16 protein-coding genes and 1 pseudogene are annotated in these 14136 nt (G+C 40.6%); 6 read left to right on the top strand and 11 right to left on the bottom strand.

Annotated features, from left to right (window positions below; translation table 11 throughout):
- Window positions 1-22: 22 nt before the first annotated feature.
- A pseudogene (locus NCCP2222_RS00305) lies at window positions 23-305 on the top strand (IS1595 family transposase); the annotation flags it as partial.
- A 69-nt stretch (window positions 306-374) separates the two neighbouring features.
- Complete coding sequence (locus NCCP2222_RS00310) at window positions 375-755, top strand: hypothetical protein (protein WP_248508493.1); 381 nt, start codon at window positions 375-377, stop codon at window positions 753-755.
- 209 nt (window positions 756-964) lie between these two features.
- Here NCCP2222_RS00310 and glmS read toward each other — a convergent pair whose 3' ends face one another.
- The 6 genes from glmS to hprK all read right to left on the bottom strand — a co-directional run bounded on the left by glmS (window position 965) and on the right by hprK (window position 6720).
- Window positions 965-2767: a glutamine--fructose-6-phosphate transaminase (isomerizing) gene (gene glmS, locus NCCP2222_RS00315; protein ID WP_248508495.1), complete on the bottom strand. Its 1803-nt coding sequence runs from the start codon at window positions 2765-2767 to the stop codon at window positions 965-967.
- Window positions 2768-3153: 386 nt separating this feature from the next.
- The gene (locus NCCP2222_RS00320; RefSeq protein ID WP_248508497.1) at window positions 3154-3621 is read right to left on the bottom strand and encodes a GNAT family N-acetyltransferase; all 468 of its coding nucleotides are present in this window, start codon (window positions 3619-3621) and stop codon (window positions 3154-3156) included.
- A 99-nt stretch (window positions 3622-3720) separates the two neighbouring features.
- Window positions 3721-4386, bottom strand: a complete 666-nt coding sequence (locus NCCP2222_RS00325) for an MOSC domain-containing protein (protein ID WP_248508499.1) — start codon at window positions 4384-4386, stop codon at window positions 3721-3723.
- Window positions 4387-4765: 379 nt separating this feature from the next.
- Window positions 4766-4984 carry a hypothetical protein gene (locus tag NCCP2222_RS00330; protein ID WP_248508501.1) on the bottom strand — a complete coding sequence of 73 codons (219 nt, stop codon included), beginning with the start codon at window positions 4982-4984 and terminating at the stop codon, window positions 4766-4768.
- Between the two features lie 76 nt (window positions 4985-5060).
- Window positions 5061-5621, bottom strand: a complete 561-nt coding sequence (locus tag NCCP2222_RS00335; protein WP_248508503.1) for a GNAT family N-acetyltransferase — start codon at window positions 5619-5621, stop codon at window positions 5061-5063.
- 169 nt (window positions 5622-5790) lie between these two features.
- Window positions 5791-6720 carry an HPr(Ser) kinase/phosphatase gene (gene hprK, locus NCCP2222_RS00340; RefSeq protein ID WP_248508505.1) on the bottom strand — a complete coding sequence of 310 codons (930 nt, stop codon included), beginning with the start codon at window positions 6718-6720 and terminating at the stop codon, window positions 5791-5793.
- 464 nt (window positions 6721-7184) lie between these two features.
- On the opposite strand from hprK, the gene NCCP2222_RS00345 reads away from it, so the two are divergent.
- Window positions 7185-7694, top strand: a complete 510-nt coding sequence (locus tag NCCP2222_RS00345) for a DUF2243 domain-containing protein (protein ID WP_248508507.1) — start codon at window positions 7185-7187, stop codon at window positions 7692-7694.
- A complete protein-coding gene (locus tag NCCP2222_RS00350; protein WP_248508509.1) occupies window positions 7684-8475 on the top strand; it encodes a cytochrome c oxidase assembly protein in 792 nt (263 codons plus the stop codon). The genes NCCP2222_RS00345 and NCCP2222_RS00350 overlap by 11 nt, the downstream gene beginning before the upstream one ends.
- 158 nt (window positions 8476-8633) lie before the next feature.
- Here the strand turns inward: NCCP2222_RS00350 and NCCP2222_RS00355 are convergent, their stop codons facing one another.
- Entirely contained in the window at window positions 8634-8996 is a 363-nt protein-coding gene (locus tag NCCP2222_RS00355; protein ID WP_248508511.1) for a hypothetical protein, read from the bottom strand.
- Window positions 8997-9237: 241 nt separating this feature from the next.
- Between NCCP2222_RS00355 and NCCP2222_RS00360 the strand changes: the two genes are divergently transcribed.
- Together NCCP2222_RS00360 and NCCP2222_RS00365 are read left to right on the top strand one after the other, a co-directional pair.
- Window positions 9238-10215 (top strand): LCP family protein, encoded by a 978-nt coding sequence (locus NCCP2222_RS00360; protein ID WP_375709141.1) that lies wholly within the window; start codon window positions 9238-9240, stop codon window positions 10213-10215.
- Between the two features lie 123 nt (window positions 10216-10338).
- Entirely contained in the window at window positions 10339-10713 is a 375-nt protein-coding gene (locus NCCP2222_RS00365) for an SLAP domain-containing protein (RefSeq protein WP_248508513.1), read from the top strand.
- Window positions 10714-10814: 101 nt separating this feature from the next.
- Here NCCP2222_RS00365 and NCCP2222_RS00370 read toward each other — a convergent pair whose 3' ends face one another.
- The 4 genes from NCCP2222_RS00370 to NCCP2222_RS00385 form a co-directional block, all read right to left on the bottom strand.
- Window positions 10815-11687: a YitT family protein gene (locus NCCP2222_RS00370; protein ID WP_248508515.1), complete on the bottom strand. Its 873-nt coding sequence runs from the start codon at window positions 11685-11687 to the stop codon at window positions 10815-10817.
- A 153-nt stretch (window positions 11688-11840) separates the two neighbouring features.
- Window positions 11841-12026, bottom strand: a complete 186-nt coding sequence (locus NCCP2222_RS00375; RefSeq protein WP_248508517.1) for a hypothetical protein — start codon at window positions 12024-12026, stop codon at window positions 11841-11843.
- Window positions 12027-12185: 159 nt separating this feature from the next.
- The gene (locus NCCP2222_RS00380) at window positions 12186-13043 is read right to left on the bottom strand and encodes an MBL fold metallo-hydrolase (RefSeq protein ID WP_248508519.1); all 858 of its coding nucleotides are present in this window, start codon (window positions 13041-13043) and stop codon (window positions 12186-12188) included.
- 165 nt (window positions 13044-13208) lie between these two features.
- On the bottom strand, window positions 13209-14129 hold the full coding sequence (locus tag NCCP2222_RS00385; RefSeq protein ID WP_248508528.1) for a phosphotransferase: 921 nt from the start codon (window positions 14127-14129) through the stop codon (window positions 13209-13211).
- Between the last annotated feature and the right edge of the window lie 7 nt (window positions 14130-14136).

Raw genomic sequence — 14136 nt, forward strand, 5'->3', positions numbered from 1 at the left:
ACGCCAAATAACTTGCAAAGTACAAATATATATTTGGGTTGCAAGTAACCGTGACAATAAGACTTTTTCGAGGACATAAGGAATGGGCAGATTAACTAGAGAGGTATTAGATAAAGCAATCGGTCATAAACTTTAGCAAGAAAACGTAATATGCACCGATTCTTAGCATTCCTCTAAAACGTATGTGGCTGATAAAGGTTAGATGGCAAGATTCCTACGAAGGGTCTTTATCACATTCAAACCGTCAACCGTTACCATCGAAGCTTCGAGGATGGATGCAGCAATCTCATGGAGTTGCAAGCAAATAATTGAACAAACTGAAATAAGAAGATAAATGAGGTGATTCTATTTTAGAAAAACTCAGGAGAATTAATATGAAAACTGCTGTATATATGGGATTTATTTTTTACTCTTTGACTATCTTAATCCACTTTCTTATTATAAGTAAAATTATTCCATTCACTTGGGTTAATGGTGGAAGGTCTGAATCGTTAGCTGAACAGTTACCAGTATCTATAATAAATATCGTTATTTCTATAATTGGAGTAGTTTTTACGTTAATTGTTAGCAAAATTAAACTATATAAATCCCTAAGAAGAATAACAGTTATATGTTGGTTTTTTGTTGTCCTTTGGTCTTTTGGATTTATTCAACAATTGTTTGGAACACCATTTGAACAAATGGTTTGTTCGATTGTATTGCTAATTGGAGTTATATCGAACCTGCGTATGGCGATCGAAAAAAAATCGATGTAACAATTTAATTAATAAATTTGTGAACAATTACACATAAACTATAGGGGCAGTAGTTAAGAAAGCGAATAATATAATCATTATAGAACTTCTACAAAATGGGAAGTTCTTTTTTGCTATCAACAACAAAAACTAACAAAGCTTAAAATAAAAAACCCTTTAGACAAAACACATCTAAAGGGCATAAAAGGCAATTCTTTTTTTATTAAAACTTATTCCACCGTCACACTTTTCGCTAAGTTCCGCGGCTTATCTACATCACATCCACGATGCAAGGAAGCATAATACGCAATCAGCTGCAACGGAACAACCGACACGATCGGTGTCAATAATTCATGCACCGGCGGCAAGACGAAGCGGTCCCCTTCCTCTTCTGTACCTTCCATGGAAATGATGCATGGATGCGCTCCCCGAGCAACGACTTCTTTCACGTTTCCTCTAATATTGAGGCTAACGGATTTTTGAGTTGCAAGTGCAAAGACTGGCGTGCCCTCTTCGATAAGGGCGATCGTTCCATGTTTCAGTTCTCCACCAGCAAAGCCTTCTGCTTGAATATAGGAAATCTCTTTTAGCTTGAGAGCACCTTCCAGGCTGACGTAGAAGTCTAGGTTGCGGCCAAGGAAGAAGGCGTTGCGTGTTGTTTCCAAGTACTCTTTTGCGATCTGTTCCATATCATCCTTCGAATCCACAAGGGTTTGGATGGCATTTGCCACGATGGAAAGTTCCTGTCTCAAATCAAAATCAGTTTCCCTGTTCAATTGTTTCGCTACAACGTACGCAGTTATCGCAAGTACCGCAACTTGTGCAGTGTATGCTTTTGTAGATGCAACTGCGATTTCCGGGCCAGCGTGAAGCAGCAAAGTATGATCCGCTTCCCGTGATAATGTGGAGCCCGGAACGTTGGTCATTGTAATTGTCGGATAGCCGAGCGCTTTAATTTTCACGAGCACTTGGCGGCTGTCCGCAGTTTCACCTGATTGGGTGATGAATAAAAACAACGGCTTCTTCGAGAGCAATGGCATGTTATAGCCGAATTCGCTGGAAATATGAACTTCGACAGGAATGCCTGCAAGCTTTTCAAAATATTGTTTGCCGATCAAGCCCGCATGGTAGCTTGTGCCCGCTGCGATGATGTAGAGTCGATCGGCGTCTTGAATCGCTTGGATAATCGCCGGATCAATTGTAAGTTCTTCTTGCCCGTTTGTATAAGCTGTTAATATCTTACGCATGACGCCTGGCTGCTCATCAATTTCTTTGAGCATATAATGCGGGTACGTCCCTTTTTCAATATCGCTCATGTCCAGTTTTGCTGTATATGGCGCGCGGTTGATGTCCGTACCGTCGAGTGTCATGATGCGGATCGCATCCTTAGTAACAAGGACAACTTCTTCATCATGCAGCTCGATGAACTGGTCTGTCAGCTGCAGCATCGCCATCGCGTCGGATGCGACGACATTGAAGCCATCCCCAACACCGACAAGCAATGGGCTGCGGTTTTTAGCTACGTAAATAGTACCTTGGTCTTCGGAATCGAGCATTGCGATTGCGTAGGAACCATGTAATAAGGAAAGTGTATGCCGGAATGCAGCTTCCGTAGCCATCCCTTCTTTGACAAACACCTCAACCAACTGCACAATAACTTCCGTATCGGTATCCGAATTCATTTTGACGCCTTGCAAATATTGCTTTTGAAGCTGAACATAATTTTCAATGACTCCATTATGCACCAATGTGAAACGTCCTGATTCGCTTTGGTGAGGATGAGAGTTTTTCTGATCTGGAATTCCGTGTGTTGCCCATCTCGTATGGCCAATCCCAGTCTTTGAGTCAATAGAAGGGTCAACGGCATTGCGCAAATCTGCAATCCGCCCTTTTTCTTTGATAACTTTTACACCGTCTGCAGTGAGCAGTCCAAGACCTGCTGAATCGTACCCACGGTATTCAAGTTTTTCAAGCCCTTTTAATAAAATCTCTTTCGTATCCTGCTCGCCAATATAACCGACAATTCCACACATATTGATTTCCTCCTCTTGAAGAAATGGCAAAGTTCACCTCGGGATGTCCGAAGTGTTTGCCTTTCACTTGTTAGAATAGCCTTCTTGCCTCATTGTCCGTCTGATCACTCAAATGTTTTGTAGGCAAAAGTTACAATCGGGCATTTCGATCGGGAGGCATCCGCCGAATGTTTCGATACTCCTCCACCTCGTCTGCTGGGATGTGGATCATCCGATTTCCCCAGCACTGGCGCTATAATTGGTTTCCATTTGGCCGCAAATTTCCCTCCTTGGCACAGGTCAGTAAAAACCGACCCGTTAATCATACAAAACTCGCTATTTTTTTGTCAATCTATAGAGTAAGTCCGATTATTCAGGTAGTATGGAAGTTATTTAAAAGGCATCTGTTAGTTTAACAACTTCTTTAAGTCAATTCTTGTATAGGTTTTAGCGTAAGTCGAACCATCAACATTATAATATATGGCTTTTTTTATATATGGATCTGAGATGGGATCATAACCGTTTTTACTAATTAACTTCAACATTTTGGGATTCTCTATTGGGTCTACACTTACAAATACTTCACGATGGCCGAATCTCATGGCTATATTCTCTCTATACGTAATCAATTCAGAGCCTATTCCAATACCCCGATACTCCTCCTTTACATATAAGTCGCTTAACTTAGGAAACAAAGATCCCTTTAATTTAAGAACTCCAAAACCTAATATCAGTCCATTTTGTTCAGCGACTGCAAAATATACTTCCTTCTTAGCAAATTGCCTTACATAATTCGAGAATAATTCTTTATTATTCCTTATCCGACATAAGCCAAGGATATCGTTATCATTCGCCAACCTTATATTGATTTCCATCTTAGTTATCCTTCCCTATTCCCATAAATTTAAAAGGATAGATAGAGCTTAGTAAATAAGCTCTTCTATCCTTTGCATTTTCTACTATGGAATTACCCCTTATCCTTTAACCGTTTCCCATTTATCAATGCGTTTTTGCAAAGATTTCCGCCATTCTTCTGCTAGTGGTTCAATGGCAACAATGCGCTTCATCGCGTCCACATCTTTTTGGCCACGGAAATAAATTTCATTGCAATAGGCAATGGAGATTTGATCCGGATGCTGTTCGATGAGTGTGATAGAGGAATCGCTTTTAACAAGCCCTTCCTTAATTACTCTGCATAGATAGCCGGTATAGCCTGTATCAATCATTCGCTTCATGATGAGCGGCAAGCCGGTCCGTTTGTTAATGGTGCTGCATGGCACCCTTCCTTGAGTCACTTGGATAACGGCTTCTCCAACTTGATAGATATCCCCTACATAGACGTCTCGTTCTACCATATTCATGACCGTTAAGTTTTCTCCAAACGTGGAACGGGGCAGAGGCCGTTCAAACTCATCCTCCCATTGAGCATAATGTTCGAATGGATAGATGCACACCGCCCGGTCCGGCCCCCCGTGAAAACGCAAATCCGCTACGCCGTCTCCATTGAATCCGTCCTTTGTCAAGAACGCCTCCGCAATTTGGTCCTTACAAATACCCGTTACCATTTCCTTTGACTCTTCGTAAACAACTGTTTTCGGTTTGCCGATTGAAAAAGTGACAATTTCCCGATTAACCAACATAAATCCCTCCACCATTTGATATGTATTTCATTAACTATATAGTATTTTTTCAAAATTGTTTAGGGAAAACTTGTATAAGATGAATTCACACCAATTCCCATGAGTATATATAGCAAGGAGTAATTCGATGAGCGAATATTAAGTTGATCATTGTCCACAATGCGGTGAAACAGAGATGAGACGCAGAAAACAAAGTGGCTACGGGAACGATTTCTCCCTGTGGAATATTAGGGTTTGGGACAGCCTTGATTCATTTGATATGTACCGATTGCGGATGAATCCTTGGAAGTTATGTTGATGATCATAGCTCTTTCCGAAAGATGGTGGAGAAGTGAATAAAAACGAACCGCCCCGGTGTTGGACGGTTCGTTTAAAATTTTTATCGATTAGACGATTCCGTCTTCATTTTCTTGCGATAGGAATGGCGCCAGATGTAATAGATAGTCCATGCGATAAGCGGAATCAATTGGACGATTGGATTGTATTTGTTTTGCATATTACAAATCCATACCAAACCTGCAATAAAAAACGGTACCATTATATACATATACATTCGAACTTCTTTGTTTTTAAAATTGCATTCAAATCTGCCAGCCATTCGTACTCACCTCACTATCTTTAAATTGATACGCGAACATCCCTTGCCATCTATACGAATTGCAACACAGGAAGTTTCATTTTTCTGTAAATTTTTCTACCACATAGTGATCATATAATTCCTTTTCGATGAAGACCTCACCGATCCACTGAAATCCACATTTTTCGACTACCCTTTTCGATGCAATATTGTTTGGAAGCACGACAGCGTTCACTTGAGTAACGTCCGTATGCGTAAATAAATAATTTACCAACCCTTTGACAGCTTGAGATGTATAGCCTTTACTGCTGTGCCTTGTGGACATTGCGTAGGCAACCTCCCTGTTTGGCACAGGTAATTCCTCTTTAATTCCGGTATTGCAAAATCCGATAAATTCGCCGGTTTCTTTTAAAATAATGCCGAGCTTTAAAAAATGCTGACCGATTTTAGGTACAGCCTCGAGGAATCGTTTGTTGTCTGGTATCTCATAATGCCTGACCCATTCCAGCCGTTGTTCCCTTGTGGATCGCCAATCCGGTAAATATTCATATACTTCTGGTTCTGAAGTCAATTGATAAATAGCGTCCACATCATCAATACAGAACTCTCTTAATAGGATATCCCCACAGTCGATTGTAAAAGTTTTTTCTTTACTCATACGAAGCTCCTTACTTTTGCTAGTTGGCTACTATTTGACAAACAAATTTCCCTAGATAAACCTATCAAACAGCGGTTAAAACCATCACTTACTTAAGCATTCTAACAGGATTACTTAAGATGTAAAAAATTGCCCCTCTATGCATAAATAAAGGGGCAATCCAACGATATTACTTTTTAGACTCTTCCTCAAACTCTGATTCAAGCCGCTTCATAAATTCCTCTGCCGCACTATACCCTTGCTGCTGCAAATACCAATTGTTGGCCGCTGCTTCAATGAGTCCTGCCACATCACGACCAGGCTGCAGCTGGATCTGGATATGCGGAATCGGAACATCCATGTAGTATTTGTATTTTTGATCAAGTTCCAGTTCATTATTAAGCGCATTTTCCTGCCATTCCGTCAGTTCAATGTCGAGTGCGATTCTCGTTTCCTCTTGGAAAGCCGCGCGGCCGTATAAACGAACTACGTTGAGAAGGCCAATACTACGCAAGGCGAGAAACTCTTTATTTTTCTCGTCATGGCTGCCAAGTAATGTTTGCGGGCTCAGTTTCTTTAGGACCACAATATCATCGGCAACGAGGCGATGTCCGCGTCCAATTAGGGTGTGTGCAGTTTCACTTTTTCCAACGCCCGATTTTCCACGAAGCAAAATGCCAATCCCTGAAACATTTACACAGACGCCATGAATAGCTATTTCCTGTGCCATCGCTTTGATGACATATGCATCGAGCTTCGCAATTAGCTCGCTCATGGAGTCCTTTGTCCGCAAAACAGGAATATGCTCCTCCGTGCAATACTGGCGCAGACCAAGCGGTTCTTCCTGATTGGACGTGATGATAATGCACGGCGGATCATAAGTCACAATATTACCGATCCGCATCTTGCAATCCTCATCCGAGAGCGTATGCAAGTAATTGATTTCATTTGTGCCAAGAATCTGGACATACTCAGTCGTAATGAAATCAAACTTCCCCATGAATTCCAATCCGGGGCGGCGAACTTTCGAATGCTTCAAAGGTCGATGCAATTCATTCTCCCCCACCAAAACTTCAAATCGGAATCGCTCTACTATATCGCCCACCGTAACTGTTTTCATAACCGGTCACCTTTCGTTTCACAATGAATTTGCCTTATTATAACATGGGCTGATCAAAATATGGTTTTCGATTTGACAACGTTGCATAAATTGGCTAGAAATCACTTAAGTTTTTCCTCTATGAAACCCATTTGTAAATGTTTGTTTATACAAACAGACATATAATTGAAAAATCTCTTACCATTATTATTTCTAAACGGGCTCTCGGTAACCAGCAGAGCATCTTGTCTCAGATGTTTAGACGGTTTTTATCGTGTTCCATATTTCTCAAACAATCAGTGATTTTCCGACTCCTAAACTAGCCTATCAGGCATAATTCTCAATTATTCAGCGTTTCATTTCGCAAAAATCCGTCTACAAAATACATACGAGCACCCTCTCTGCAGCCCGAATCGGTTTACGCAACCGACTTAGCGGCAATACTCTCCATAACGATTGCATTCTGACAGTCAGGAGGGTGTTGCTTGAAAACGGACTCCAAACATTTACAGCAATTAAAGAACCGTGAACTACATTATAAAAAAAATCTTTGGTCAGGTATTCTGTTTGGTCTTGGATTTGTTGCTTTTATTGATGAGACCATTTTTCATCAATTGCTGCACTGGCATAAGTTTTATGACAAATCAACGATAGCTGTCGGGCTGGTTTCAGATGGTCTGTTCCATGCATTTAGTTGGTTTGCGACAGTGGGCGCTTTGTATTTGGTGGCAGATCTCCGGCGCTTGAATGCGTTTTGGCATAAAGTGTGGTGGGGAGGAAAACTGATAGGCGGAGGAGCATTTCAGCTATATGACGGAACAATCCAGCATAAAGTGATGCGTATTCATCAAATCCGATATCACGTCGATATTGTCCCATATGATGTCGTGTGGAACGTAACTGCCATTATTATGATTGTTGCAGGAACCCTTCTGATTCGAAATGCCAAACAAAATCAACGAATGGTCAAAGGAACGGTACTCTATGATGCATAAAGAGGCAGCTTGGTCCCTGATGAACTTATTTTTTATCATTCCAGCATGTGCCGGACTTTTGGCTTATAGCTGGGCAGTATATAAAACGAACCGGGTTCACAGGCTTCGCAAATGGCCAGTTTACCGGACATTTCTATGGTTCGCGGGAATTTTTTGCTGTCTGGCTGCACTTGTCGGGCCGCTTGCCGTCCTTTCCCGCCATTCGTTCACTTGGCATATGGCCGGCCACCTCCTTCTTGGGATGCTTGGACCGCTGCTACTAGTTTTGGCAGCTCCTATGACACTTTTATTGAGGTCTTTGAATGTGAATCGCGCTCGACGTATTAGCAAGCTCCTTTCAAGCCAAGTGGCAAGATTTTATACCCACCCTGTCACAGCTTCCCTGTTAAACATCGGCGGCCTTTGGATACTTTACACAACCGGGCTTTTCCAAGCAATGCACACAAGCTTGCTTCTTCATACTATTGTTCATATGCATGTTTTCACTGCTGGTTATTTATTTACTATTTCCATAATAAATATCGACCCAGTGGCTCATCGGTATTCTTTTCGTTTTCGGACAGCGGTATTTATCTTGGCACTTGCAGGCCATGGAATCCTATCTAAGTACTTATACGCCTATCCACCTGTAGGGGTGGAAATAGAAGATGTACGTCTTGGCGCCATGCTCATGTATTACGGAGGGGATGCGGTTGATTTAGTGTTGATCATTATCCTCTTCCACCAGTGGTATCGAAAGAGCAGACGCAGGACAGTGTATGCTACCCTCACCGAGCATTAACAAGATGTAGAAAATAGTTTTAGTGGTTCCAACATCTTTCGTTCAGAGTTAACAATCAAAGCCTCCCTAGTTTTTAGAGAGGCTTAACATCCACATATGAACTAACAGTTTGATAGGGATAATAAGATAGTGCAAGAATCTACAAAACATTGCTTTATTCATAGGGAGTTTCTCTGAGATGCCCCTCCATCCTGTTCACTTACACGAATTAAGCGCTTTGCTTCATCCAGTTCGATCACCTGTTTCGGAAAGTGTTCATAAATTGGTTCGAGCTGGAGATTCACTTCCTCCAGTTCAGAGGTCTCAGAAAAAGGATATTCCCAAACTATCGTTTCATTTTCTGTTTTAAAAATGAAACGAAGCACTTGCATGGGTGTACGACCAGCCGTGTCTTCGTCAGATAGCAATGGCTCTTCGAAATGCTCATTTGACTGGTTTAAATATATCTTTCCTTCCCTGTTACTTTGTATTGCATCTTCAGCTAAAGCTTGAAAGTCTTGTAATGTTTCTGCCTTTCTCATGAATGCCACTCCTTCCTAAATCAATGAATTACTATACCTCTTTCCTCTTCTGTGAACTCAATAAACACAAATTGGATATATGTTAAGAGCCTAATTAATGCTATAATACGGTGTTCGGGAAACCTTTTAGCCAGTTAGCGCGTCTCATACAGAAGGTCAGATTTTGGCGTATAGTCTCTTATTTAGAGTTCATGCATATAAAGAATAGGAATTCATCATATTGAATGTTAGGTGGTTAGTTATGAATAGAATGCAAGCACGTAAAAAGAAACGAATGAAGAAAAAAGGCGTTATCTTCCTTTCGCTCCTTCTTCTCATTGGTGCAGGGGTCATTTTTTGGGTGTACCAATACAATCAAGGCTTTACAGAAGCCGTTGACAGTACAGTGAAGGACAAGGAATTTGATTTATTCGAAGGCGAAGAACCGAAATTCGGAGAAATCAATGTCATGCTTCTCGGTTCGGACGCACGTAAAGACGAAGATGGCCGGTCGGATACATTGATTGTAGCCAACTATAATCAAAAGACAGAAAAAGTCAAACTTATCTCCATCATGCGGGATACGTATGTTTCTATTCCAGGGCATGGCAAACAAAAAATGAATGCCGCCTTCTCTATTGGTGGACCGGAACTGGTCAGACAAACATTAAAAGAGAACTTCGACCTAGATGTCCATTATTACGCGATCGTAGATTTCAATGGATTCCCGAAAATGGTTGATCTAATTGCACCGGATGGCATTGAAGTGGAAATACCATATACAATGCAGCACGGTATCGGCATGACGTTACAGCCTGGAAAACAGACATTGCATGGTGAACAACTACTCGGATATGTTCGTTTCCGTCATGACAAAATGAGCGACTTTGGACGGGTGGCTCGACAGCAGGAAGCTCTTTCCAAGTTAAAGGACGAAGCGGTCGGCTTCCATAGTCTCGTCAACCTGCCAAAACTCCTTGGTACAGCTGACGCGTATGTAAACACTAATTTGGATAAGAAAACGATCCTATCCATCGCAAAGGGCATTTTAGAAAATAAGTCGGGATCCCTAGATACGATGCGGATTCCGGTTGATCATTCCTTCGTCGATCGCGATGTCAATGTTGGGCAAGTCCTTGATATTGATTTTGAAAAAAATATCCAGGCCATCGACGATTTCTTGAATCCTACCGTGGATACAGCAGCAGATACGACAAAAGATGACCAATCCCAAGATTAACTTATGATGATACAGGCAAAGAGGACTTTCATGTTCCCTTTGCCTGTGTTTTTTTGAATAACAATATCAAATCTTTTTTATGTTAAAATGAAACAATCCGTAAAAACAAGGAGGTCCTTTTTTATGAAGTTGCATTTTCATCCGGTTTGGGAACAGACGCTGCCATCTAAAGGGAGAGCCGAACTGACGGCCGCCTTTACCGCCATGCCCCCTTCCCATTCATTCAACGCCTCCCCATACTTGATTAAACGAAAAAGAAACGGGGGTATTGTCGCAACCATCTTTCTGCAAAACGGAACTGCATACCCAATTTCGCTAGATCACGTTCAAGTCCAGCTAGAACAACAAAAAAAGAGGTTAGCGCAACATAATTTTGACGAGTCATTAATTATCCCACCTAATTCTACTATGCCTTGGTCTTTTGTCTTCCCTCCCGAGTCGACAGAAGATGGCGATATTAGTGAGCTGATAACTATAAGTATTGACTTGCTAAAATGAGTTAAAGGCAAGTATTGTGATAGAAACCTACCAAAGCCCTCGGCAAGCTCTCTCTAGTTAACATTGGAAAAACAAAAAAACCAGCGTCTGCTGGTTTTTTATTATTTCGGCACTGCCTTTTGCACGTTTTCCCCATCTTTGCGGAAGAAACCAAAAATCCCGACCGTCTGGACGACATTTGTGAACGCTTTCGGATCAACTTCTTTAATAATTTTCTCTAAATCATACAATTCATATCGCGTGATAACGAGATACATCATGTTTTTGTCTTCTTTTGAATACGCGCCTTTTGCAGGAAGAATCGTAATCCCACGCACCATTTTGTCATGAATGGCTTTCTGCAATTCATCTGCCTTGCGCGTAATGATCATCGCGGTCACTTTCTCATGTCGAGTATGGAGCATATCAATAACTGCTGTAGTCACATACAGGGCGATCATTGTATACAGTGCGTTCTCGGGTTCGTATAGAAATCCCGCCAGGACGATAATGACTCCATTTAGCAGGAGAAAGTACGTACCAATCGGCTTATCCTGCAGCCGAGAAAGAACCATTGCCACAATGTCCATGCCACCAGTAGAAGCACCCAGCTTCAGCGATAAACCGACGCCAACCCCAACAATGACACCACCGAAAACTGCATTTAAAATGATATCATCCGAAAGCGACAAAACCGGCAGCAATTCGAGAAACAGCGTTGCAAATAGGACAGATACGATACTGTAGATCGTAAATCCCCTGCCCACTTTAAACCATCCGAGAATGAAAACAGGGATGTTGAAGAGCAGCAGCAGAATTCCTGTGCTCACTGAAATATCAAAATGGTCCTTTAAAATACTGGATACAAGTTGGGCAGCTCCAGAAAAACCACTTGCATAGACATTCGCGTTAATCAAAAAGAAATTTAATGAAATCGCTAATAACAAAGAGCCGAATATGACGACTATGATCCGTTTCGCTTCAATAAAAAACATATATACCTCCTGCACCTGTATATCTTGCACTCATTAGGCAATTGAACAAATTGTAGCTGATTTACATACAATTTAACATGATCAATGAGACCCATTTCTAGTATAACCATAAAAAAACATCAGCAAGCGCTGATGTTTTTTCTCAATATCCTATTACGAATGGCTTTCTTGCAAGGCTCTCCGGTATTTTGCATAAAGTATAGTGGAAACTCCTGCAAGTATGACAATGGATACCAAGCCGGCCATGGCACCTTCGATATCCCATCCATTTACTGCATATCCGGTCGATACTCCAAAGACGATTCCAGTCATTATCGCAACCCATACGAGACGAATCATTCCAGCCACCCTTTCCAGTTCATGTCATGAGAATTATTCTCACTTCATCATAGCTTAATTGAAAGCATTTATCAATTAGAACTTTGAAAGTACTTATCCGGCTCTTACAAATAAGACACCTTCACCTCCACTAAGATCATATGAGAAGGCTGCTGTTCTTCATGAATCGTTTCGCAATTGAAGAATACGATCATTTACGAAGGCCTGAATAAAAAACTTTTCATTGTCATTTGGTTCTCGTTCATTTGCTTTAGTAAAGTTTTCGATCGAATGTTGCATCGAATCGGTCAATACCGCCTCACTTGCGGTAGTTAGTTCTCTCCAATACGTATCCATTTCTTCTACATCGCAGATCGACTCATGACCTAGCAAGAACCATTTTGCGTCGTATTTCTGAATATCTTCAATCATCGGCAACAACAATGACTGTTTGAAATGATATAAAGAATTTGTGGTCGTGCCATATGCACTGTCGCCTAAAAAAATCACCTTTTCATCCGGAATAAATACAATCGTAGAGTCGTCTGTATGCGTACTAGCTATTTGTTCGAGAAGACATATTTTATTCCCCAGGTCTATCGTGAGAGTATTCTCAAATATAATGTCGGGAGATGGCAAAGTAAAATGATCTCGTTCGGGTATATCTTCCTGTATAATTTTCCGGCAAAAATCACTCATTTTATTACTACTTACATAATGTTGGAGAGAATGATCATCAAACGAAAACATTTGCCATTGCTTTAAACGCCGATTTGTCTCACTGTTTACGATTATCGTTGCGTCCAACTCGTTCATTCCGAGAAAATGATCCCAATGAGCATGAGTAATCACCAAGTATTTGACTGGCGGAACATCTAACTTTTCAATTTCATTTATCAAGTTTTCTGCATGCTTTGTAGAATTGCCTGCATCGATTATCAGACTGTATTGTTCGCCACAAACCAGTCCTAATGTCGGACGCTCTTTATCATTTTGATTCGGTAAATAATATATTGTGTCGCTTAATTTTTTTAACATGTTCTCTCTCCTCAATTCTAATATTTTCTGAACAGAGAAAATCTACATGTATATTCTAAGTGCTATAAACTATAGATTTTCTCGGATTATTGGTGTTTTACCATTGGACTTGTACCTCCTTGGTTTAGTCTTATCAACTCTAGAATACTTTTTATTAATTTCTAATTAAATTAACCTGTATTCTTCCGCGTTCGTAATCATATTTAGTAAACTCACAAACAACTCTCTTTGTTCAACTCGCTGCCAATCTTCCTTTACTTCAGCTATCAACCACATGACTTCATCTAAAAATACATGTAGTAAACCTGCTTGCCACATTTCTTTTTCGTTTCTTGTCAAGGTTTGATGTACACTATATCCTTCGAGAAAGAGCTGCCATTCTAATGGCGTAAATACCCTATTTGGCGCTGAAGATAGTTCATTATGAAATAGTAATAAAGCTAGCGCCAAGTCAAATATTCGTGGAATCCACTTCGCATTATCAGGATCAATTATTACAGGATCTTTGGTAAATACTAAGTTATTTGCTTTATAGTCGTGAGGCGTTTCTATCCATATCAACGAAGCATTCTTTAGTTTCTCTTGATTTTCTACCGCTGTATATAATAGATTTCGCAAACCTTGAAAATCAAAATCAATCGTCGAAGTTGCAGCATTTTTAGCGATTTCTTTTACGTGTTCATCAACTTCCTCATAAGTAAAATCAAACACATCATATTTGTTTAAGTTAAACGAATTATCTCTTGAAGATAATAAATGAATCTTGCCAAGAAGCTCACCAGCTTGTTTTATCTCTGTTCCTACACCTCGATAAGTTGTGCCATCAATATAGGGATAACATATGTATACTTCTTCCTCTATTTGTTGTGGATTGCTGGTATGTAAGTCTACGGGTGTCACAATAGGTATGCCTGCATCCTTTAAATAGGTGGTGTATTTGATAAGATTTATTGCGCTTTCCATCGGATATTGTGTTCGTTTAACTATTTTATTGTCAATTTTATATACCGGTGAAAAAGCATATATGCTATCTTGCTCATCAGCCAGCTCAAAACCAAAATATCTCAAAAGTGGCGTACTATTCATTTCTGGT

This window comes from Sporosarcina sp. NCCP-2222, from assembly GCF_023168145.1.
Lineage (GTDB): Bacteria > Bacillota > Bacilli > Bacillales_A > Planococcaceae > Sporosarcina.